A 23,467-nucleotide genomic window follows, 5' to 3' on the forward strand; every position below is an offset into this window, starting at 1 on the left:
ACAAATTAATACAAAGTATGAAGGGAATTGGCTAATTCACTAATTAACACATTTACAAATTAAACAATGTTAGATAAAAACGGAATAGCGAAACGCATCGCAAAAGAAATAAAAGACGGCTACTATGTGAATTTAGGTATTGGTATTCCAACCTTAGTTGCTAATTATATACCGAACGGTATAAATGTAGTTTTGCAATCAGAAAATGGGCTTTTAGGTATGGGCCCATTTCCCTTTGAGGGAGAAGAAGACGCCGATTTGATAAATGCAGGCAAGCAAACCATTACCACCTTACCAGGCTCGGCTATATTCGACTCGGCGATGAGTTTTGGGATGATTAGAGCACAAAAAATTGATTTGACGATTTTGGGCGCCATGGAAGTTTCAGAAAACGGTGATATTGCCAACTGGAAAATTCCTGGTAAAATGGTAAAAGGAATGGGAGGGGCGATGGATTTAGTAGCCTCAGCGAAGAACATTATTGTAGCAATGCAGCATGTAAATAAGGCAGGTGAAAGTAAGCTGTTGCCAAATTGTACCCTGCCATTGACCGGTGTTAAATGCATAAAGAAAATTGTAACCGAACTTGCTGTTTTAGATGTATTGCCTGGCGGGGGATTTAAGCTCATCGAGCGCGCTCCAGGTGTAAGCGTAGATTTTATACGGGCTGCAACGCTAGGTAAATTTTTTGCAGATGATGATGTTCCAGAAATGTTGGTTGATTAGTTCATTGATTCATCAGTACGGAAATTTGCCTTTAACTCATCTGTAATCTCTGCTGTAATGCGAATAATGTCATCAGGGATATCCAGATTGTTTATCACTATTTTTTCGCAGGCATCTCGATAAGGTAATAAGAACTCTTTATAGGCAGGTAAGACGTGATTTGTCCATTTATAAAGCACATCATCTTCAGGATAGCCTCGGTCCATTCCGTCGCGTTTAATTCTACGTAATAAAGCAATCTCTTCATCCGCTTCGATAAAAATGCGAAGGTCTAATAATTCTGCAATTTCTTTAAAATGTAGGATAAAAAGTCCTTCAACGATGATAATTGGAGCTGGATTGATCTCCAAAATCTTCACCACGGCAAGGGGGTTGTTAAAATTGTATTCCTTCTTATAAACGACTTCACCTTTGATTAATTTTTTAATATCTATTAAAAATTGTTCGTCATCAATGGTAGATGGAAGATCGAAATTATATAACTTATTTTCTTCTTGGGTCATTTCCCCAGCAGGAATATAATAATCATCTTGCGATAACAAGGTAACTTCATCATTTTTAAAATGATGAAGAAAGCTATTTAAAAAAAATGTTTTACCAGAACCACTGCCACCCGCAATACCGATAATTAAAGGTTTATTGTTGTTCATTTTCAACTGCACCGTAATTTAAATTACAATTAAATCGTTTATCTAACGCACCCACGGCATCGGCCACGGCTTTTGTCATTACAATAATAACATCTTTTGTGGTTTCATTCTCGGTAAATTTACCAACAACTTTTGCATAAGTAGAACGATTGGTCATCGGATTAGTAACTTTAATAATAGTGCCAACAGGGGCAGTACGATGTAAAACAAGCATTTTTGAAGGATCTAAGTCCTGGTCTTCTATCCATACTGCTACCCCTTTTTCATTAAACTGCACCAATCCAAATTTTCCAGGTTGCTTAAGTTTTGGATCTTTTGTGGTTTCTGCATTCTCGCTCCTCGCTTCTTCCTCAACCCCAGTAGTTTTATTAGCGTTCTTAATTATTAATTTTTGTCCAGTCGTTAACTCATTGCTTGATAAATTATTGCTTGTTGTTAACTGATAAGTAGTTAAGTTATACTTTTTTGCAATCGAATAAATGGTTTCACCAGTTGCAACCACATGCTCGAAACTCCCGTCATTTTTTGTAGAATTTGACGTGGGCGAATTTACAATGGCCTTCGTATTCACAATAGGTTGGGCTACCGTTTCCTGTGCTGCTTCACCAGTTTCGCCATTAACGTTAGCGATTTTTAAGACTTGACCAATTTGTAAACTGGAAGAACGTAACTTATTTAATTTCTTAATCGCCTCTACAGTAGTACCATATTTTTCGGCCAATGCATTTAAACTTTCTTTGGCCTTAATAGTATGCGATATAATAGTTGCAGTAGAATGATCAGCCTCACTTTCTGGCGCTTTATATACTGAGGCGGAGCTAATTTCAGACGTTAGTGTTTGTTCTTTGTTAGTCGGAATTTTTAGCACCTGTCCAATTTGCAAGTTAATAGAATTTAGTTGGTTAGCTTTTTTAATCTCGTCTACTGTTGTTCCATATTTATTGGCCAGCATATTCAAATTGTCTTTTGCCTTTATGGTGTATTCGATAAAATCTGCTTCAGGTGTTGCAATAGTTGATGAGGTAACCGTAAATGGTATAGCCGTTGGAATTTTTAACGTAACACCAATCTGCAAGAATTTACTGTCATTAAATTCCATTACATCTTTATAAGGGACGTTATATTTTTTAGCAATAGAGTAATAGGTTTCTTTAGGCTCAACTTTATAGATAATTACCTTTTTTCCCTTGTTATTTTCTACCCCAATCGAATCGATAGTGTTACTGGCTAAAGAAACAGAAGTGCTTAAAAGCAAAGAAGCTAGCAATAAAATATATAATTTATGCATTAAAATGAGTTCAAACTATTTGGATTTACAATTATACGAATAATATCTTTTATGGTCGTATGCTATGTTAAAACGATAGTAATACGGTTCTATTGTTGAATAGGCATAATTTTGGAAAACCATTTTGAAGGATTTTTGTTATTATTAAAAATAGAATCAACATGAACGCAAAAGAAATAAGCTTGGAAGAAAAAGCAGTTAAACCTGTAGTAGATTTATTAAATGATTATCTTGCCAATTACCACATTCATTATCAAAAGTTAAGAGGCTGCCATTGGAATGTAAAAGGTCACAATTTTTTTACTCTGCATATTAAATTCGAAGAATTATATACGAATGCGCAATTAACTATTGATGAAATTGCTGAACGTGTATTAACTCTTGGTAAACCTCCACATAGCCGTTTTGTTGATTACATTAAAGAATCTGCGATTAAGGAAGTGGATACCATTGGTATGAACGATTTTGCAATGGTCGATGCCATTTTAGACGACATGGCTAAATTAATTGAATTGGAAAGAGAAATTATGAAAGCGTCTGAAGAGGCTGGTGATGATGGAACGAATGATATGGTGAATAAATTCATGCAATTTAAAGAAAAAACGACTTGGATGTTAAGATCTTTCGCAGGTAAAAAATAGTTTGTGAATTAGTAACTCGCTAGGAAAAAATAATCAGCTAATTAGCTAATTTACGAATTAGCTAATTATCTTTGACCATGGGCTACAAAAGTTTAGCAGCGTGCATCGAAGATTTAGATAAAAATGGACATTTGCTCCGAATTAAGGAAGAAGTAGACCCTTATTTAGAAATGGCGGCAATACACCTACGCGTATACGAAAATCAAGGCCCTGCTTTGCTGTTCGAAAACGTGAAAGGCAGCAAGTTTAAAGCCGTTTCTAACCTTTTTGGTACCTTAGAAAGGTCGAAATTCATGTTCCGTGACAGCTTAGCTAAAATTAAGCAATTGGTTGAACTCCGATCAGACCCTATTAAAGCGTTGAAAAATCCGATCGCTTATGCAGGTACCGCATTAACCGCTTTGTCGGCATTGCCCTTAAAACAATCGCTTTTCAAACAAACGTTTAGCAAAACCTCTATTAGCAGTTTGCCACAAATTGTAAATTGGCCAATGGATGGTGGCCCATTTATAACCATGCCCCAGGTTTTTACAGAAGATATCGATAAACCTGGTGTAATGAATGGAAATTTAGGCATGTATCGCATCCAATTAGCTGGTAATGATTATATACAAGACCAAGAAATTGGTTTGCATTATCAAATTCATAGAGGCATAGGGGTTCATCAAACCAAAGCCAACGCAAAAGGGAAACCCTTAAAAGTGAGTATTTTTGTAGGCGGACCGCCATCGCATCCGCTTGCGGCAGTTATGCCTTTGCCCGAGGGATTATCGGAATTAACTTTTGCAGGTGCACTGGGGAATCGTAGGTTTCGATATTTTTATGATGATGAAGGTTTTTGTATTTCTGCAGATGCCGATTTTGTAATTACTGGGACGGTTTATCCACAGCAAAATAAGCCAGAAGGACCCTTTGGTGATCATTTAGGCTATTATAGCTTAACACACCCCTTCCCGCTAATGAAAGTGCATAATGTGTATCATAAAAATGATGCACTATGGTCGTTTACCGTAGTGGGCCGACCGCCTCAAGAAGATACGAGCTTCGGGGCCTTAATTCATGAAATAACAGGTTCGGCTATTCCACAAGAAATCTCAGGATTAAAAGAAGTGAACGCAGTTGATGCAGCTGGTGTACATCCGCTATTGTTTGCTATTGGAAGCGAACGATACACGCCTTTTTTAAAGGAACGAAAACCTCAAGAGATATTAACCATCGCCAATCATATTTTAGGTAAAAATCAACTTAGTTTAGCAAAGTATTTATTTATTGCCGCAAGAGAGGATAATGAAGCGTTGCGTACCGGAGATGTTGGACCTTTTCTTCAACACATGCTGCAACGAATAGATCTTCGAAAGGATTTGCATTTTTATACAAACACCACCATCGATACCCTCGATTATTCGGGAGATGGGCTAAATACAGGCTCTAAAGTTGTTTTTGCAGCTGCTGGTGAACAAAAAAGGGAGTTGTGGAATGAATTTCCTGCTAAAATTAATTTACCCGTTGGATTTAGTGTGGCAAAAATTGCACTCCCTGGTATTGCGGTAATAGGAGCAAAACCATTTAGCACCGCTGATGAGCGAAGTAAAGAGATGCTACGATTAACAGAAGCACTTCGTTCGGATGATTTATCAGGCTTGCCACTAATTGTGGTAGGTGACGATTCGGAATTTACAGCTGCAACACTAAATAATCTCGTTTGGGTAACTTTTACGCGAAGTAACCCTGCAGCCGATATATTTGGTGTTGATGCTTTTACCAAAGATAAACATTGGGGCTGCAATGGACCATTAATTATCGATGCCCGAAAGAAATCCCATCATGCGCCTGAATTAATTAAAGATGCAGCAATAGAAGAGCGAATTAATCGATTGTGGGAAAAAGGCGGCTCGCTATATCAAACTAAGCATTAAAATAAAAACCATTAAGAAGTTAAGCCTTAATTTTCTTAATTCCTTAATGGTTAGAATATTTTCACATTAGCTAATTATTTAATTTTAATCTCGTAATCCATTTTTGCCTGTATACCCGCATTCATAATGGCTTTTTGCATTTGTTTATACAATAGGTAATTTTCGCCCAATTCTTTCTTGGTGTAGTAAATGCTGATATTTTCTTTTGCATTTGCTAATAGCGATTTTAAAGGGTCAATTTTCTCTGGATATTCTACCACTTTATAATCGCTTAATTTCGCTTTTTTTGCTGCCGAAACAATAGCATCATTAAAACTGCCTAAACGATCGGCCAAACCAATTTTTATGGCATCAGTACCAATCCAAACGTGCCCCCCACCAATGCTATCGATCTGTGCTTTGGTTTTCTTTCTTCCATCAGCCACTCGGCTTAGAAAAGTATCGTAGATATGATTTACTCCATTTTGGATGATAAAGCGCTCCCCAGCCGTTAATGGCCTGTTTATGCTCATAATATCGGCATACTTACCCGTTTTAACACCATCAAACGTAATCCCCAATTTATTGGTTAGCAAGTTTTGCATGTTTGGAATAATTCCGAATACCCCAATCGACCCCGTAATGGTGTTCGGCTGCACAAAAATACTATCAGCAGCACAGCCAATATAATAACCGCCAGATGCAGCTACATCCCCAAAGGAAGCAATTACGGGTTTAACTCTTTTACTGAGTTCAACTTCTCTCCAGATTACTTCAGAAGCTAACGCACTACCACCGCCAGAATTTACACGTAAAACAATTGCTTTAATGCCATCGTCTAATCTTGCCTTTCTAATTGCCCTCGAAATGCGCTCCGAACCAATTTGCTCATCAGACCCCTCTCCACCAACAATATCGCCATTGGCATAAATTACTGCGATTCTATTTTTACCTGTGAAAGTAGAATTTGCAGGTAAATTTGCTGCGTAATCATTGATGCTTACGGTTTTGATTGTACTTTTTTTATCCTGTTTAGTTAATTTTCTTAGTTCGTCAAGTACTTCATCTTTATATTTAAGACCATCGATTAATTTATAATTTAAAGCATCTTTTGGTTGTTGTATTTTAAAATCATTCGCTATAGCATACAAATCTGTGGTCGCGATATTTCTGCTCTTCGAAATGCCATCTAAAAAAGTTTGGTACAATCCGCCCACATATGCGGTTACTTGCTGACGGTTATAGTCGCTCATTTTGGTATTCGTAAACGGTTCTACCGCACTTTTATAATTACCTACACGAATAATTTGTGCCTCTATTCCCAATTTATCTAGGGCGCCTTTAAAAAAAGTAAGTTCTGAACTAAATCCTTTAAATTCTAATCCACCTTGAGGGTTTAAATAGATTTTATTAGCTGCTGAAGCTAAATAATAGGCGCCCTGAGAATAAACTTCGCTATAGGCAAGAACCGGTTTGTTACTTGTTTTAAAGTCGAGAATAGCATTTCTAACTTCAAGCATCGTTGCCATGCCGGCATTTGGAGCGGTTACATTAATATACACCGCTTTTATTTTATCATCGGTTTTCGCAGCTTTAAGTGCTCTAATGAAATCGGGAAAACCAATTGTTTTTTCATCGCCACCTCCAAAAAATGGAACTCCAGCTAAAGAATTTTCTGGTGTACGCTCGGTAATGGCTTGGTCTAGGTTTAAGTACAAGACTGAATTATCCTTAACGATCACTTTTTTCTCTTCTCCAACGCTTGCTATAATGCCCACCATGATTACAAAAAACAGTATAAACAATAGAACAGTAGATATTACGATTCCAACAACGGTTGCAAAAACATATTTAAAAAATTCTCTCATGTGCGAATTAAAGTTATTAATTTGTAAACTTAGATAAATTGCTTTAAAATTCAAGACTTTTACTATGCAATCAGACAAACATACTGCGTACTTGTTACTCGGCAGCAATTTAGGCAAGCGTGAAAAATGTATTGCCGATGCTGTTGATTTATTGGCAGAACGCGTTGGAGAGATTGTAAAAATTTCTTCTATTTATGAAACTGCTGCATGGGGCAAAACCGACCAGCCAAGCTTCTTAAATATCGCTATTGAAATTGAAACGGTACTAAATCCATTTCAACTACTCGAAATGGCATTGAAAATTGAAGCGGATTTGGGTCGAATTCGCTATGAGAAATGGGGGTCGAGGTTAATTGATATTGATATTATCCTTTATGGAGATAGGATAATTGAAGCAGAGAAACTAAAAATTCCTCATCCTGAAATGCAGCATAGAAAATTTGTGCTGCTTCCATTAGCTGAAATTGCGCCTACTCTCATTCATCCAGTATTAAAACAAAGCATTTCTGAATTACTTCTTAATTTGGATGATAATTTAGCAGTATTAAAGCGATAAATCAAAATTCTAATTAAACAGGAAGGTATTTTTTTTCTGTAATTGCATAAAGCCACATTTTTTTTTAAGTTTGAAACAATGATCGATCAAAATAAAAATAATCAACCGTTAGACCTCTCGTATTTAAGGGAGATGTCGGGCGATAGCAATGATTTTATGATTGAGATGCTAGATGCATTTCAAAAACAAACGCCTATCTACATGGCCGATTTGGCAACTGCAATAGCCGCTCAAGATTGGAAAGCAACTTCAGAAGCCGCGCATAAAATTAAACCTACTTTTTATTATGTAGGTAGGGAAGATGCTCGAGATCATATGCAAATGATGGAGAGAAATGCGCGTGAATTAATCGATTTACAGAATATTCCATTAAATTTTGCAGAAGCACAAGAATTTGTAGAAATACTTTATAAACAATTAACCGAGGCAAAAGCAGCGTTGTTAAAATAAAAGTATTATTTCCTAAAATGCAAAATCGATAATCCAATATATAGAACTAGAATAAAGGGTACTGCTGTAAATTTTAGTAAGGTAATTAATAGCACAGACAAGATTAAAAAAAGATATTTCATCTTATTTCTAGCCCAAGTTACATCACTTAATTTCATAGAGAAAATCTTAATTTCACTTACCAATAAAAAGCTTGTCAATGCTACTAATCCAATCAATAAGAAGGTAGAGCCAATTACCCCTGGATAATCTTTCGCAATAAAAGGAAGTGAAACAATAAATAAAGTATTCATTGGCGTGTTTAAGCCAATAAAATCTTCAGTTTGTCTTTCGTCTATATTAAATTTTGCTAGCCGTAAGGCCGAGAAAACGGTAATTATAAATCCTAAATAGGGCAAATATTCGTGTTGATAATCCCCTGCTTTCAAGAGTTGAAACATTACCACTCCTGGTAAAAAACCAAAACTGACCATGTCAGCTAACGAATCTAATTCTTTCCCAATGGCCGATTTAACGTTTAATAAGCGGGCAACCATACCATCAAAAAAATCGAAAATTCCAGAAAGAAGTACAAAATAAGCAACGGTTTCGAGATCGCCTTTAAATGCAAAAACAACCCCAATGCAACCCGAGAATAGATTGGCGCAGGTAATGGCATTGGGGATGTGTTTTTTCATTTTATCCATTCATTCCCAATAAAAACTCTTCATTGGTTTTAGTACCTTTAATTTGGGCTTGTACTAACTCCATCGCTTCTTGAGAGTTCATATCAGCTAAGTGATTGCGCAACACCCAGATACGTTGTAATGATTCTCTGTCTAACAACAAATCTTCTCTACGTGTACTGGATGCAGTAATATCAATGGCAGGGAAAATACGTTTATTCGATAATTTACGATCCAATTGTAGCTCCATATTACCGGTACCTTTAAATTCTTCGAAAATTACCTCATCCATTTTAGAACCCGTATCGGTTAATGCAGTTGCTAAAATAGTTAATGAGCCTCCTTTTTCGATGTTACGTGCCGCACCGAAGAAGCGTTTTGGTTTGTGTAAAGCATTGGCATCTACACCACCCGAAAGAATTTTTCCGGAAGCGGGAGCAGTAGTATTATATGCACGTGCTAAACGCGTAATCGAATCCAATAAGATTACTACATCATGTCCACATTCTACCAAACGTTTCGATTTCTCTAACACGATATTGGCAATTTTAACATGACGTTCTGCCGGCTCATCAAATGTAGAAGCAATAACTTCAGCGCGTACACTACGTGCCATATCTGTAACTTCTTCTGGGCGTTCATCAATTAAAAGAATAATTAAATATACCTCAGGATGGTTTTTTGCAATGGCATTGGCCACCTCTTTTAATAAATTGGTTTTACCAGTTTTTGGTTGTGCAACAATTAAGCCACGCTGACCTTTACCAATTGGAGTAAAAAGGTCCATTATGCGTGTAGAGTAATTAGTATTATCTGTAAATAAATTTAATTTCTCTGTAGGAAACAGTGGGGTAAGATAGTCGAATGGTACACGATCTCTTACATCTGCGGGCATACGACCATTAATGCTAATTACTTTAACCAAAGGGAAATACTTTTCGCCTTCTTTGGGCGGACGAATGCTTCCATTCACCGTATCACCAGTTTTTAAACCAAAAAGTTTAATTTGTGATTGCGACACATAAATATCATCAGGTGAAGAAAGATAGTTGTAATCTGCCGAACGTAAGAATCCATAACCATCGGGCATAATTTCTAGCACACCTTCGTTGGTAATGGTATTATCGAAATCGAGTGTCGAATAGCTGGTTTCGTTTTGCTTGTGGTTATTGCTGTTGTTGTGGCCTTTAACCGGGCGATTGTCTTCTCTTGGTACTCTTTCTTCGCGAACAGGCTTTTCTTTAACTTCTGCACTTTCTGTTTGCGCAACAGGTGTGGCTTGATTTTTATTTTGTTTGGGCCTGTCTTTAAAAGATTTACCTTCGGTAGCAGCGGTTTTATCTTCTCTCGGGAGTTTTTCTTTTTTAGCTTGATTTTGCAACTTCATGGCAATCGTCTCTAAACGATTAGGGTCGTCTGTAAAATCTGGTGGTAACGTTACTGGAGTAGGATCGATTGCCTCTTCTTTTACTGGTCGAGTTTTTGGCTCATCGAAAAGTGTTGGTCGTTCTGGCTGCGGCTCCGCTAAAGGGGTACTATCTTTTGCAGCAATTCTTGTGCGTTTACCAGCTTTAGGTTTATCTGCAGAACTTTCTTTTACGATTTTGGGTTTTGCTTCTTTCACAGTCGTTGCGCTTGGAGCTGCATTCTTAGTTAAAAGTTGTTCGATTAGGTCGCTTTTTCGCAAATCATCAGCGTTTGCGATTCCTTCATTTTTTGCTAACTCACGTAATTCTGCAGTTAGTTTTTCAGTTAATTCTGTTTTATTAAACATTTATATGTGATTGTCGGGAAATTTTAATTTGGGTTTATCAAAAAGAATATGACGGAAAAATGCCTTTAAAAACATTTACGATTAGCTATTTGTGAGAAATTTTTCTGGGATATTCAGATAAACGTTCGAGAATTATTGCACAATTGTATGTATTTGAAATTTAATCTGCAACAAAAACTTTAAAATGTTTAAAAATAAATTAAAAATTTTTGATTTGCCTTCCTTAAAAACTCTTAAAATTAACATCTTTGTGTTGCATTTTCGCCATTTTAAATGAACAAAGAACAGCTTTTTGAACAAATTAAACAGAAAAAATCTTTTTTATGCGTGGGCTTAGATCCAGTATTAGACAAGATACCAAAACACCTTTTAAAATATAACGATCCTATTTTAGAATTTAATAAGCAACTTATCGATGCTACACACGATGTATGTGTGGCGTATAAACCAAATACTGCTTTTTATGAAAGCTATGGAGCAAAAGGCTGGCAAACACTTACCGATACCTGGAAACACATTCCAAAAGATGTATTTACCATTGCAGATGCGAAACGTGGAGATATTGGTAATACCTCCGCAATGTATGCTGAAGCATTTTTTAATGAGAAAAGTGGGGGAATGAGTTTTGATTCCATTACAGTTGCTCCCTATATGGGGAAAGATTCGGTATCACCATTTCTGAATTTTGAAGATAAGTGGGTGATTTTGCTAGCTTTAACCTCTAATGATGGAAGCCAAGATTTTCAGATTAAGCAGAGTGGAAACGAGCTGTTGTTCGAGCAAGTTATCAAAACTTCATCTCAATGGGCCACCACTGATCAGATGATGTATGTAGTTGGAGCAACTAAGGCCGAGGCGTTTGAAAATATCCGCCGTTTGGCTCCCGATCATTTTTTGTTGGTTCCTGGTGTAGGCGCACAAGGTGGAAGTTTGGCTGCAGTTTGTAAGTATGGGCTAAATAAGCAATGTGGATTACTTATTAACTCCGCTCGAAGTATTATTTATGCGAGTAGTGGTTTAGATTTTGCCGAAAAAGCAAGGGAAGAAGCCTTGGCACTCCAACAAGAAATGGAGCAGATTCTAGTTGCCGCTCAATTGGTATGAGCGCAAAAATTAATATAAAATTAATTGTAGCCCTATTAATTGTAGCCATTGTTTGGGGAACAACCTACTTGGGCATACGAGTTGCCGTGCACACCATCCCACCATGGTTTGTTGCTGGTATGCGACAATGTATTGCTGCCCTTATATTATTAATTATTTTATGGCGTAAGGGTGAATTTAAGTGGATAGGGTGGGGCAATTTAAGGCGACAAATGTTGCTTTCTACCTTAATGATCGTAATTGCCAACGGGATGACCACCGTAGCAGAGAAAAGTATCCCTAGCGGATTAACTTCTTTACTCAATGCGCTTAATCCAATTGTTGTGTTTTTGGGAAGTGTAGCAATTGGTCTGCAAAGACCAAGTTTAAAAGGATTTTTAGGGGTAACGGTAGGGTTTTCTGGCGTTGCATTTATCTTCCGAGACGGATTAAGCGATTTGCTTGATCCACAGTACCAAACTGGTATGTTTTGTATCGCAATAGCCATTACTGGCTGGGCAGCAGGCACTATTTATACCAAAAAGTTTACTTTGCAGAGTTCTAATATCTTTTTAGACCTTTTTTATCAGTTTGCGTTTTCGGCCGTAGTACAAATCGGATTGGCTTTTTGCTTATCATCTGAAATAGCACCTGAAAATTGGACGCTGAAAAGCTTAGCTGCTGTAGGCTATTTAGCCGTATTTGGTTCAGTAATTGGTTATTTTAGCTACAATTATGCCCTAAAAAAGGTGAGTGCCACTGAGGTTTCTATCCTTTCTTATTTTAACACCATCATTGCGCTGTTTTTGGGTTGGCTTATCTTAGATGAAGTAATTACGATCGACTTGCTCATTGCAACAGTGTTGATTATAGCAGGTGTTTTTATTACGAATTATAAGAAAAGACCTTAATACCTTAACCAATTTTTTATTCTTTAAATTAAATCAAGCACTCTATATTAAATGATTGAAAATAATTATTAAGTGCTTGTAATTCAAGGTTAAATGATGTTTAAATTTCTTTTTTGAAAGGAGATTTCAATAGTTTTAAACATGAAATTTCCTGAAGAATTCTTACATTTTATTTGGCAATTTAGGCTTTATGGTTCCCTAAAATTATACACTACCAGCGGCGAGGCCATCGAAGTAATTCGAACAGGTAGCTTAAATAAAAATTCGGGTCCCGATTTTTTGCATGCAAAGCTTGTAATCGATAAAACCATTTGGATTGGGAATATAGAAATACATATCCATTCGTCAGATTGGCTTGTGCATCAACATCAGCATGATACAGCCTATGATAATGTAATTTTACATGTAGTTTATGTGAACGACGAACCTATTTATAGAACTGATGGTACCCAAATACCCACTTTAATATTAAAGGATTGTTTTCCTGTTAAATTCTTAATTCATTATGAGCAGTTAATCCAATCTACAAATCATTTTCCATGCCAAAAACAAGTCCATAGCATAGATAGCTTTTTTATAAACAGTTTTCTAACAAGGGTTGGAATAGAACGGTTAGCACAGAAATCGGAAGAAGTATATGAGAAGCTGAATGAACTTAAGGGGAATTGGGATGAAACCTTTTATCATTTTATGGCTAGGAATTTTGGACTAAAATTAAATGCAATGCCAATGGAAATGCTATCGAGGGCATTACCCCAGCAAATTTTAGCAAAGCACAAAGATAACCCCTTTCAAATAGAAGCATTGCTATTTGGACAGGCAGGATTTTTAGAGCAAAAGTTTACCGATGCTTATCCTCAACAGCTAAAGCAAGAATTTCAATTCCTAAAACATAAATATAATTTAAAGCCCTTATCAGTTTCCTTATGGAAATTTATGAGAATGCGGCCTCAGAATTTTCCAACGCTTCGATTGGCGCAATTTGCGGCACTTGTTGTTAATTCCAATCATTTATTTTCTAAAATTGTCGTCATCAAGGAGTATGGTAAAATTGCACAGCTTTTTGATGCGTTGCCAGTAGATCCATTTTGGGAAACACATTATCACTTTCATAAAGAAGCCGAAAACGTGAGGGTACAATTAGGAAAGGGTACAATTCAAAATATTCTTATCAACACCATTAGTCTATTTTTATTTGCTTACGGAAAATATATCGATCAACAAGCGCTAATTGATCGAGCGTTGGCGTTACTGGAATATTTACCTTCAGAGCATAATGTCATTATAAAACAATATTGCGATGCGGGTGTTAAAGTGAATACCGCTTTTATATCGCAGGCATTATTACAACTAAAAAAAAATTATTGTAATGAAAAAAAATGTCTAAATTGTGGTATTGGAATTAAAATTTTAAACAAATAACATGTTTCAAAAAGTTGTTACTTTTTTCGAAAAGCAGAGTTTTGGGGTTTCAACCTATTTGGCGAATAAATTGAACATGAGCACTACTAAAGTACGTTTGTTCTTTATTTATGCATCATTTCTGGCGGTTGGCTTTCCAATTTTATTTTATCTTTTGGCGGCGGTTGTGCTGGATATCAGAAACTACATGAAAAAAGCACGGTTAAACGTTTGGGATATTTAGCTTAATCATCATCCCTTAAGATAGCTGCAATTTCCTCAAAACCCTTTTGCGCAGCTAGGTCGGCCGGAAGTTTTCCGCCTTCCATCCGTAAATTTACATCGGCCCCATGCTCTAATAATAAGATAATTAACTCGATATTGCCCAATTGTGCTGCCGAATGCAAAGGTGCCATTCCCGATTTCTGACATACATTTGGGTATGCCCCAGCTTCGAATAGCATTCTAGTGATCGCAATATTATTTGCAGCAACGGCAGAGTGTATAGGGAAAACGTTAAAGCCATTCTTGCTGGGTAGATTTACCTCTGCTCCCTTTAGAACCAAAAATCGAGCTAAATCTTCGTGTGCAAAATAGCAAGCTAGCCCAAGTGGAGTAAAGCCATCTTCAGAATACGCATTAATAAGATTTGGATTTTTAAAAATAAGAAGCGTTGCATCATCAAATTTACCCAAAGCACAAGCTTCAAAAAGTGTTAACTCGGGCACAAATTCTGCTATAGCATTTGCAATATCCGGTCTTTTATAATACGCGGCTAATAATAAAGGCGATACGTGATGAGAGGTTGTCCTTTTTGCTAATTCAGGTTGTGTGCTAAGTAAGTCGATAATTTCGGCTAACTGATTTTCTTCAATTAGCTTTTCGAGATGCGTATTATCCATGGTATTAAAACTAATACGTTAAAATAACAAAAATAAAATGAGATTGTTGCATAGATTGTTATTTTAGTATAATGAATCAAGTTTCCCCATTAGTTAACGCCACATGGCTTTTTGAAAATGCAAATCTTCCCCAGCTTATTGTTTTAGATGCAAGTCTGAAAAGCCCGATTAAAACGGGGCAACCCATCGAAAACAAAATTATTCCTCATGCTCTGCAGTTTGATTGGGATGCCTTTAGCGATCTTGGAAATCCTTTACCTCATACCTTCCCCGAAAGCCCTCAATTTACGCAGGCTGCTCAAGAATTAGGAATAAACACGAACAGCTTAGTGGTGATATATGATCGTGCAGGTATTTATTCTAGTGCAAGGGTTTGGTGGATGTTTTTGGCTATGGGCTTTAAAAATAGCTATGTTTTAAATGGTGGCCTTCCCGAATGGCTAAAAATGGGTTATGGATATGCAAATGAATACGAGAAGCCACAAGAAAAAGGAAATTTTATTGCAACATTTAATGAAGATCTAATTTCAAATCGACAACAAGTTTTAGCTGCTTCGAACGATAAAAGTAAGTTAATCATTGATGCTAGGAGTGCAGATCGTTTTGATGGAAAAATTGCTGAGCCAAGGCCTGGCCTTCGATCGGGGCATATTCCAAATGCTATAAATATACCCTACGAAACGGTACTTTTTGAGAATAAAATTCGGACTAAAAAAGAACTTGAAGAGATTTTTTCAGCCGTTAAAAACAAAAATACTCCCCTAATTTTTAGCTGTGGATCGGGCGTAACCGCTTGTATTGATGCCTTAGCGGCTACCCTAATTGGTTATAACCATATAAGCGTTTATGATGGCTCTTGGAGCGAATGGGGTATGAATTAATATTGGATATAAAATGGAATTTATCTAAGTTTGTTGACTATAAATTTATACAGATGTCGGTAAGGGGAAACCAATTTAAATCCAATTCATTTAAGCAGGAAAATGATCCTTCAACAGGTAAGAAACCTTCCGCAAGCCGTTCTCAACGTCCAAAAGCAGATATAATGCCTTCTTTTGATTTAAAAGATGGGCGATTTATTAAAATTGTTGGCCTCCTCTTTATCATTATCTCCATCTATTTTCTAGTTGCTTTTACCTCATATTTATTCACTTGGCAAGACGATCAGAGTTATGTAATTGATGCAAATGGCGGTTGGAATAATCTTTTTAAAACGGTTGGCGAATTGAAAGACGCGGGTGTTAATGCTCCTGTGGTCGAAAATTGGTTGGGAAAGATTGGTGCTTTACTTGCACATCAATTCATTTATGAATGGTTTGGTGTTGCTTCTTTTCTCTTTATTTTTGTATTTTTCGTTATTGGATATAGGTTGCTTTTTAAAGTAAAGATTTTTGCAGTAGAGAAAACATTGGCCTATAGCTTTTTCTTTTTGATTTTTATATCATTAACCTTAGCCTTTGGTCATTCTTTTTTATCGCAAACCCCTCATTTTTTGGAAGGCGAATTTGGATATTGGACGAATAAATTACTGGTAGCACAAATAGGGCCTGCAGGAGTTGCCGGTTTGATTTTATTTTTAGGTTTAACCATATTGATTATAGCTTATAATATCGATTTTAAGCTGCCTAAGCTTAAAAATGAGGAAGAATTTGTGCCTAATTTGCCCCCTGTAATTATAGATGAAGATGAAATTATTTCGGAACCTGTAGAATTTAGCGTTAACGACCGATTTAAAAAGGAGCAGAAAAAGGAACAGAATATTGTGCTAACACCCAATCGTTTCGAAGATCGGGAGGAGCGTGTGGAGGATATTATCGCTGCCCCGTTGGCCAACAATGTGATGCTAGCCCCAACGGTTAGTCCGCCTCTAGAAGTTGCACCTGAACCTGCATTTACTATCGAAAAAAGTGAGGATGAAGTTAAATCAGATGGCTTAGTTGAACAATTTGGTCATTACGACGAAAAATTGGATTTGTCTGGTTATCAGTATCCAAATTTAGACTTACTCGAAAACTACGGTTCCAATAAAATCTCGGTAAACGGCGAAGAACTGGAAGCCAATAAAAATAAGATCGTAGAAACCTTAAATCACTACAACATAGAGATTGATAAGATTAAAGCTACTATTGGTCCAACCGTAACCCTATACGAGATTATTCCAGCCCCTGGTGTTCGGATATCGAAAATTAAGAATTTAGAAGACGATATCGCGCTAAGTTTAGCTGCTTTAGGTATTCGTATCATTGCTCCAATGCCAGGTAAAGGAACAATTGGCATTGAAGTGCCGAATCAAAATCCAGAAATGGTATCGATGCGCAGCATTTTAGCAACCGAGAAATGGGCGCAAAATACAATGGATTTACCCATTGCTTTAGGGAAAACGATTAGTAATGAAGTTTTTATCGCCGACTTGGCCAAAATGCCTCACTTATTAGTTGCTGGAGCAACCGGACAAGGAAAATCGGTTGGAATAAATGCAATTTTGGTTTCACTGCTCTTTAAAAAGCATCCAGCGCAGCTGAAATTTGTATTGGTCGACCCAAAAAAGGTAGAATTAACTTTATTTAATCGAATCGAACGTCATTTTTTAGCTAAATTACCTGGTGAGGCCGATGCCATCATCACCGACACAAAGAAGGTGGTAAACACCTTAAATTCGCTTTGTATAGAAATGGATCAGCGTTACGACCTGTTAAAAGATGCACAGGTGCGTAATTTGAAAGAATATAATGATAAATTTATCAAGAGAAAGCTTAACCCAAATAATGGCCATCGTTTTTTGCCATTTATTGTATTGGTAGTGGATGAGTTTGCCGATTTAATGATGACCGCGGGTAAAGAAGTAGAAGCGCCAATTGCACGGTTAGCACAGCTGGCCAGAGCCATTGGTATTCACTTGGTTTTAGCTACACAACGCCCTTCTGTAAATATTATAACGGGTACTATTAAAGCCAATTTTCCAGCTCGATTAGCCTTTAGGGTACTATCTAAAATCGATTCCCGAACAATTTTAGACAGTGGTGGGGCCGACCAGTTAATTGGTAGGGGAGATATGTTATTGTCGACCGGAAGCGACTTAATAAGACTACAGTGTGCTTTTGTAGATACACCAGAGGTTGACCGTATTTCTGAATTTATTGGCAATCAGCGGGGCTATCCAGATGCCTATCAGTTGCCAGAATATATCGACGAAAATGCAGAGCAGAACAAAGCCGATTTCGATCCTGATGATAGGGATCCGCTATTCGAAGAAGCAGCACAACTCATTGTAACACACCAACAAGGCTCTACATCGCTCATCCAACGGAAAATGAAATTAGGATATAATAGGGCAGGAAGGATAATCGACCAACTAGAGGCCGCAGGTGTAGTTGGCCCTTTTGAAGGGAGTAAAGCAAGAGAAGTTTTATTGCCAGATCAATACGCTTTGGAACAATTCTTGACTAACTTAAATAAAAAATAATGAGAATTTAGATTCTACTGAGTAAATTTGTACTCGGAAGATAAAATAGAGAAAAGATGAAGAAATTAATAATAGCATTGGTTGTAATTGGAAGTTTTGGATTTACTGCATTGGCACAAACTGATTCGAAAGCAAAAGAGATTTTAGCTGCCGTAAGTAAAAAATATCGATCATACGATGTGGTTAAAACCGATTTTACGTTTACACTTAATAATGCACAAGCAAAAGTCAAAGAAACCCAGCAAGGAACTTTATATGTAAAAGCAAATGCAAATAAATATAAAGTGGCTATGACTAACCAAGATCTAATAAGTGATGGTAAAGTGCAATGGATGTATCTAAAAAACGATAAGGAAGTTCAAATTTCGAACGTCGATAATAGTAGTGATGCTATTAATCCAGCGAAAATATTTACCATATACGAAAAGGGTTTTAAGTACTTATATACTGGCGAGAAAAAAATAGGTGCTAAAACGTATCAAATGATCGATTTATCTCCAACAGACATTAAGAAATCGATTTTTAAAGTGCGTTTAAGCATTGATAAAGTGACCAAGCAAATTGCTAACGTTGTTATTTTTGAGAAAAATGGAAATACGTATACGTACAACGTTAAAACATTTTTACCTAACATAAAAGTGCCGGAAACAACATTTGCTTTCGATGCCAAAAAATATCCTGGTGTTGAGGTGGTTGATTTACGATAAAAATATTTTTACCTGTTAATACGAGGGGTTTAGGCGATATGCTTAAGCCCCTTTTTTTGTGTAATCGTTGTTGCTTAAATAATTTTCGCTAATATTGTAACCTACAGTCACTAATTTGTTAAGGGATGAAAAATAATATATTATCGCTTATTTTTGGCTTAATTAGCCTATCATCTTTCGCCCAGCACACTAAATTTACCATCAAAGGAACAATTAACTGGAAAAATGATGGCTATGTTTACCTTAGCTATCAAGATAAAAATGGGAAAGCCAAAACAGATAGTAGTGCAATTACTAATCAAACTTTTCTATTTACAGGAGAAATTAACGAGCCAAAAAATGCCTATTTGACAAGCTCGTTAAAGATTAGAAGTATGGACGACCCAAATTATACCAGTTTCTTTATCGAGCCTACAGAAATGAAATTGGAAATTACACAGGGAAACTATAAAAATTTTAAACTAAAAGGTTCTAAAACACAAGATGAGGCTACAGCTTTAGCAAAGTTAAAGAGATCAATTAACGAAGAGCTGACGCCCTATTACGCTGCCTATAAGAAGGCTAATGAAACCTATACTCAAGCAATTAGAAACAGACTGCCACAATCTGAACAAGATGCGCTGCATAAGAAAGCAAATGATATACGCGATCAATTCGAACCTTTTAACGCACGATTGGATCGGCTAGATTATGCTTTTATTTCAAAAAATCCTAACTCGTATTTATCGGCCTATTTGATGATTTTTAAGGTTTCGAGCTTACCTTTAGACTCAGTTGAATTATTTTATAATGGCTTTTCTCCCAAAGTAAAACAGAGTAGCTTTGGAATGCAGATTGCTGGAGAAATCGAAAAACTAAAGAAGGGCTCGCCAGGTGCCCTAGCAACAGTGTTTAGTACGATCGATATTGATGGTAAACCGTTAAGCTTAGCCGATTTTAAAGGAAAATATGTATTGCTAGATTTTTGGGCGAGTTGGTGTGTGCCTTGTAGAGAAGGAAACCCGCATTTAAAGAAATTATATGCCCAATATAAAGAAAAAGGCCTAGAGATTATTGGAGTGTCTGATGATGACACCAAGCCCGATGCGTGGAAAGCTGCAGTGGCTCAGGACCAGATTGGCGTTTGGAAACATATTTTAAGAGGATTAAAAAGAGTGGGGGATACCTACGATCGCACAAACGATATTAGTGAGGATTTTGGAATTCATACGTTACCCACTAAAATATTGATTGATAGAAATGGAAAAATTATTGGTCGCTATGGAGGCGGTGGCGAAAGTGACGAAGCGATGGATAAAAAATTGGCAGAGATATTTTGAAGATAACATTTTTAGGTACTGGAACATCGCAGGGCGTACCCGTAATTGGGTGTGGCTGTGCTATATGCCAATCGCAGGATAGAAGAGATAAACGGTTGCGTGTATCTGTTTTGATTGAAACTGATGATAAGACCTTTGTAATCGATAGTGGCCCCGACTTTAGGTACCAGATGCTACGAGCTGGTGTAAAAGATTTGGATGCGATCCTATTTACTCACGAACACAAAGATCATGTAGCAGGCTTAGATGATATCCGACCTTTTAACTATCTTCTACATAAGAAAATTGAAATTTATGCTAGTCCGCGCGTACAAGATGCCTTAAGAAGAGAATTCTCTTATATTTTTGAGGATACAAAATACTTTGGATTGCCACAGATTAACATGCATACCGTGCTAGATTTGCCTTTTACCGTTGGCCAAAATACAATTATCCCTATCGAAGTAATGCACCATAATTTACCTGTAAATGGCTATCGGATTGGCGATTTTACCTACATCACCGATGCAAAAACAATTTCTGAAGCTTCCTTGTCTAAAATGAAAGGCAGTAAGTATTTAGTGTTAAATGCTTTACAAAGAGAAAATCACGTGTCTCATTTTACTTTAGAAGAAGCAATAGCATTTGCGAATAAGGTAGGAGCTAAAATGACTTATTTAACGCATGTGAGTCATAATTTAGGTTTACATACAGATATAGAGAAAGAGTTGCCAACTGATATTCGGTTGGCTTATGATGGGTTGACTTTTAATGTGTAGTATTCTCTTTTAAAATTCAATCATTCCCTTATATTTCCTTTATAACATGATATCTTTATTGGTTGAGGAGAGATCGATAATTCCTTTTTATATGCAACGTAATTATATTGCATATAAAAAGGAATTTATCTAAGTTTGCAAGCTTAAACCCGGGTGGCGAAATTGGTAGACGCGCCAGCTTGAGGGGCTGGTGCTGGCAACGGCGTGGCAGTTCGAATCTGCTCTCGGGTACAAAGGTAGCTAAGTCTGATTTTTCAGATCTTAAGCTGCCTTTTTTATTTTATTTAATCGAGGATACTGTTATAAATAGTTTCATATTATTTTTATTCTTATTGATTGTAAGTATAAATGAAAGTATACGTAAGCTTTCATAATTATTTTATAAGTTTAGGTTTTATTATCCTAACCAAAATATAATAAATGAAATCGATAAGCAGAATTTTTGTTTTTATTTGTTTAAGTGCTACTTTTCCAACTTGGGCACAAAAAGTTATAACACTTAAATCTCCCGATGGGAAAATTTTATTTTCCTTTAAGCTCACACCAAAAATGCCGCTTTATCAAGTAAGCTATGAGGGCACAGCGTTGATAAACTATTCTGAACTTGGTTTTAATTTTAAAGAATCTGGAGTTTTCGGTGCAAATCTAAAACAACCTAAAGCAGTATTTTCGCAGGCTGATGAAAATTATGATTTAGTAGTAGGTAAAACTAAAACAGTTCATTATCAATATAAACAGGTAATTATTCCTTTAATTGAGAAAAAGGAAAATGGAAAAACCATCAATTTAGTGGTTAGAGCTTTTAATGATGGATTGGCATTTCGTTATGAATTTCCAAAACAATCGAATTGGGATTCTTACATTTTAACTGAAGAAAAAAGCCATTTTAATTTAAGCCAAAACCCTAAAATAACATCTTTATTATTTAAGAATACCAATAATAGTCACGAAGGTTTATATAATAAAACTACACTAAATGACTTTGTTTCAAAGGAATTGATGGATATGCCCGCTTTGTTTGAATACCCAAACAAGGTCTTTATGGCAATTACTGAAGCGAATTTGAGGAATTATGCAGGAATGTATTTAGTTAAGTCGGGTCTTGGGTTAAAAAGTGAGTTATCGCCTTTGCCAGGACAACAAGAAATTAAAGTTAAAGCTATTCTTCCTCATCAAACCCCATGGCGAGTACTGTTAATTAGCAATAGGGTAGGTGCTTTAATCGAATCCAATATTTTAACAAGTTTAAATGATCCTTCAAGAATAAAAGACACTTCGTGGTTAAAACCTGGTAAAACATCCTTTCATTGGTGGAATGGAGATGTAGTTCCTGACACCTCGTTTGTTCCTGGGGCGAATTTCGAGACCAATAAGTATTACATAGACTTTTGCGCAAAAAATAATATCGAATATCACTCGGTAATTGGTTATGGTGGTTTTGCTTGGTATCCAAACGATTGGCCAAATTATGGTCACCAAGGAACCTATTCGGATGTTACTAAAACAATTGCTTCTTTAGATATGAAAAAGATTTGTGATTATGCCAAAAGTAAAGGGGTTGCCATTCATGTTTGGGTAAATTGGAAAGCGTTGTATCCACAACTTGAAGCAGCTTTCACGCAATTTGAAAAGTGGGGTATAAAAGGTATGATGGTTGATTTTTTAGATAGAGACGATCAGGAAATGGTTAATATTCAAGAAGAAATTTTACAGAAAGCTGCAAACCATCATCTATTTATACAATTTCACGGTGCCTATAAACCAACAGGTCTAAGTAGAACATATCCAAATGAATTTACCCGAGAAGGCACATGGAATTATGAACAAAATAAATGGCGTAAAACGGGTATTACACCAGAACACGACTTGGATATTGCATTTACAAGGTTATTGGCGGGCGCTACCGATTATCATCTAGGTGGCTTTAGAGCAGTAAAACCGGAAGAATTTAAAACACATTATATAAGGCCTTTAATGGTAAATACCCGTACGCATATGCTCGCAATGTATGTCGTTTTAGAAAGTTATTTAACCATGGTGGCCGATTACCCAGAGGCTTATGAGGGTCAACCTGGTTTTGATTTTATACAAAATGTGCCTACATCATGGGATGAAACCAAAGTGCTAAATGCTGAAGTTGGTGGGTTTTTAACAGTAGCTCGAAGAAAAGGGAACGATTGGTATATAGGCACTATTAATAATAGTATAGCAAGGAATTTGAAAATTTCATTAGCATTTCTTCCGGCAGGAAACTATAAAGCAGAATTGTATAGTGATGGATTTCAAACCACTCAAGACCCAAATGCTTTAGTTAAAACTTTAAAAACCGTAAGCAAAGCCGATGTAATTACAATTGATTTAGAAAAAGGGGGTGGACAAGTAATGAGACTGGTTAAGGAATAAAGAACTC

The 23,467-nt window shown here is 36.4% G+C and carries 21 protein-coding genes and 1 tRNA gene; 16 read left to right on the top strand and 6 right to left on the bottom strand.

The window, feature by feature from the left end:
- The first annotated feature begins 66 nt into the window (after window positions 1-66).
- Window positions 67-726 (top strand): 3-oxoacid CoA-transferase subunit B, encoded by a 660-nt coding sequence (locus WG904_RS18070; protein ID WP_339580750.1) that lies wholly within the window; start codon window positions 67-69, stop codon window positions 724-726.
- Here WG904_RS18070 and WG904_RS18075 read toward each other — a convergent pair.
- On the bottom strand, window positions 723-1,376 hold the full coding sequence (locus WG904_RS18075; RefSeq protein ID WP_339580751.1) for a uridine kinase family protein: 654 nt from the start codon (window positions 1,374-1,376) through the stop codon (window positions 723-725). The two genes, WG904_RS18070 and WG904_RS18075, sit on opposite strands and share 4 nt — an antisense overlap.
- Entirely contained in the window at window positions 1,363-2,664 is a 1,302-nt protein-coding gene (locus WG904_RS18080; RefSeq protein WP_339580752.1) for a LysM peptidoglycan-binding domain-containing protein, read from the bottom strand. The genes WG904_RS18075 and WG904_RS18080 overlap by 14 nt, the downstream gene beginning before the upstream one ends.
- 161 nt (window positions 2,665-2,825) lie before the next feature.
- On the opposite strand from WG904_RS18080, the gene WG904_RS18085 reads away from it, so the two are divergent.
- Both WG904_RS18085 and WG904_RS18090 read left to right on the top strand, forming a co-directional pair.
- Complete coding sequence (locus WG904_RS18085) at window positions 2,826-3,305, top strand: Dps family protein (protein ID WP_339580753.1); 480 nt, start codon at window positions 2,826-2,828, stop codon at window positions 3,303-3,305.
- A gap of 77 nt (window positions 3,306-3,382) precedes the next feature.
- On the top strand, window positions 3,383-5,221 hold the full coding sequence (locus WG904_RS18090; RefSeq protein ID WP_339580754.1) for a UbiD family decarboxylase: 1,839 nt from the start codon (window positions 3,383-3,385) through the stop codon (window positions 5,219-5,221).
- A 74-nt stretch (window positions 5,222-5,295) separates the two neighbouring features.
- Here the strand turns inward: WG904_RS18090 and sppA are convergent, their stop codons facing one another.
- Window positions 5,296-7,068 carry a signal peptide peptidase SppA gene (sppA, locus tag WG904_RS18095; protein WP_339580755.1) on the bottom strand — a complete coding sequence of 591 codons (1,773 nt, stop codon included), beginning with the start codon at window positions 7,066-7,068 and terminating at the stop codon, window positions 5,296-5,298.
- Between the two features lie 64 nt (window positions 7,069-7,132).
- Between sppA and folK the strand changes: the two genes are divergently transcribed.
- Window positions 7,133-7,624: a 2-amino-4-hydroxy-6-hydroxymethyldihydropteridine diphosphokinase gene (gene folK, locus WG904_RS18100; RefSeq protein WP_339580756.1), complete on the top strand. Its 492-nt coding sequence runs from the start codon at window positions 7,133-7,135 to the stop codon at window positions 7,622-7,624.
- A gap of 78 nt (window positions 7,625-7,702) precedes the next feature.
- A complete protein-coding gene (locus WG904_RS18105) occupies window positions 7,703-8,074 on the top strand; it encodes an Hpt domain-containing protein (RefSeq protein ID WP_339580757.1) in 372 nt (123 codons plus the stop codon).
- A 5-nt stretch (window positions 8,075-8,079) separates the two neighbouring features.
- Here WG904_RS18105 and pssA read toward each other — a convergent pair whose 3' ends face one another.
- Together pssA and rho are read right to left on the bottom strand one after the other, a co-directional pair.
- Window positions 8,080-8,751 carry a CDP-diacylglycerol--serine O-phosphatidyltransferase gene (pssA, locus tag WG904_RS18110; protein WP_339580758.1) on the bottom strand — a complete coding sequence of 224 codons (672 nt, stop codon included), beginning with the start codon at window positions 8,749-8,751 and terminating at the stop codon, window positions 8,080-8,082.
- Between the two features lies 1 nt (window position 8,752).
- The gene (gene rho, locus WG904_RS18115; RefSeq protein WP_339580759.1) at window positions 8,753-10,513 is read right to left on the bottom strand and encodes a transcription termination factor Rho; all 1,761 of its coding nucleotides are present in this window, start codon (window positions 10,511-10,513) and stop codon (window positions 8,753-8,755) included.
- Between the two features lie 273 nt (window positions 10,514-10,786).
- On the opposite strand from rho, the gene pyrF reads away from it, so the two are divergent.
- The 4 genes from pyrF to WG904_RS18135 all read left to right on the top strand — a co-directional run bounded on the left by pyrF (window position 10,787) and on the right by WG904_RS18135 (window position 14,152).
- Complete coding sequence (gene pyrF, locus WG904_RS18120) at window positions 10,787-11,617, top strand: orotidine-5'-phosphate decarboxylase (RefSeq protein ID WP_339580760.1); 831 nt, start codon at window positions 10,787-10,789, stop codon at window positions 11,615-11,617.
- Window positions 11,614-12,507: a DMT family transporter gene (locus WG904_RS18125; RefSeq protein ID WP_339580761.1), complete on the top strand. Its 894-nt coding sequence runs from the start codon at window positions 11,614-11,616 to the stop codon at window positions 12,505-12,507. Before pyrF ends, WG904_RS18125 begins: the two co-directional genes overlap by 4 nt.
- 141 nt (window positions 12,508-12,648) lie before the next feature.
- Entirely contained in the window at window positions 12,649-13,929 is a 1,281-nt protein-coding gene (locus tag WG904_RS18130; protein ID WP_339580762.1) for a DUF2851 family protein, read from the top strand.
- 1 nt (window position 13,930) lies between these two features.
- Complete coding sequence (locus WG904_RS18135; RefSeq protein ID WP_339580763.1) at window positions 13,931-14,152, top strand: PspC domain-containing protein; 222 nt, start codon at window positions 13,931-13,933, stop codon at window positions 14,150-14,152.
- A gap of 1 nt (window position 14,153) precedes the next feature.
- Here the strand turns inward: WG904_RS18135 and WG904_RS18140 are convergent, their stop codons facing one another.
- The gene (locus tag WG904_RS18140) at window positions 14,154-14,810 is read right to left on the bottom strand and encodes an ankyrin repeat domain-containing protein (RefSeq protein ID WP_339580764.1); all 657 of its coding nucleotides are present in this window, start codon (window positions 14,808-14,810) and stop codon (window positions 14,154-14,156) included.
- A gap of 71 nt (window positions 14,811-14,881) precedes the next feature.
- Between WG904_RS18140 and WG904_RS18145 the strand changes: the two genes are divergently transcribed.
- The 7 genes from WG904_RS18145 (at window position 14,882) to WG904_RS18175 (ending at window position 23,460) form a co-directional block, all read left to right on the top strand.
- A complete protein-coding gene (locus WG904_RS18145) occupies window positions 14,882-15,691 on the top strand; it encodes a sulfurtransferase (protein ID WP_339580765.1) in 810 nt (269 codons plus the stop codon).
- Between the two features lie 53 nt (window positions 15,692-15,744).
- Window positions 15,745-18,273 (top strand): FtsK/SpoIIIE family DNA translocase, encoded by a 2,529-nt coding sequence (locus WG904_RS18150; RefSeq protein WP_339580766.1) that lies wholly within the window; start codon window positions 15,745-15,747, stop codon window positions 18,271-18,273.
- A gap of 56 nt (window positions 18,274-18,329) precedes the next feature.
- Window positions 18,330-18,980, top strand: coding sequence for an outer membrane lipoprotein periplasmic chaperone LolA1 (lolA1, locus tag WG904_RS18155; protein WP_339580767.1), 651 nt, complete (start codon window positions 18,330-18,332; stop codon window positions 18,978-18,980).
- A 125-nt stretch (window positions 18,981-19,105) separates the two neighbouring features.
- Window positions 19,106-20,299, top strand: coding sequence for an AhpC/TSA family protein (locus WG904_RS18160; protein ID WP_339580768.1), 1,194 nt, complete (start codon window positions 19,106-19,108; stop codon window positions 20,297-20,299).
- Window positions 20,296-21,057, top strand: coding sequence for an MBL fold metallo-hydrolase (locus WG904_RS18165; RefSeq protein WP_339580769.1), 762 nt, complete (start codon window positions 20,296-20,298; stop codon window positions 21,055-21,057). Before WG904_RS18160 ends, WG904_RS18165 begins: the two co-directional genes overlap by 4 nt.
- 147 nt (window positions 21,058-21,204) lie before the next feature.
- Window positions 21,205-21,288 (top strand) — tRNA-Leu (locus tag WG904_RS18170).
- Between the two features lie 189 nt (window positions 21,289-21,477).
- Window positions 21,478-23,460, top strand: a complete 1,983-nt coding sequence (locus WG904_RS18175; protein WP_339580770.1) for a glycoside hydrolase family 97 protein — start codon at window positions 21,478-21,480, stop codon at window positions 23,458-23,460.
- Window positions 23,461-23,467 lie beyond the last annotated feature (7 nt).

It is taken from the genome of Pedobacter anseongensis (assembly GCF_037482965.1).
Classification (GTDB): domain Bacteria; phylum Bacteroidota; class Bacteroidia; order Sphingobacteriales; family Sphingobacteriaceae; genus Pedobacter; species Pedobacter anseongensis.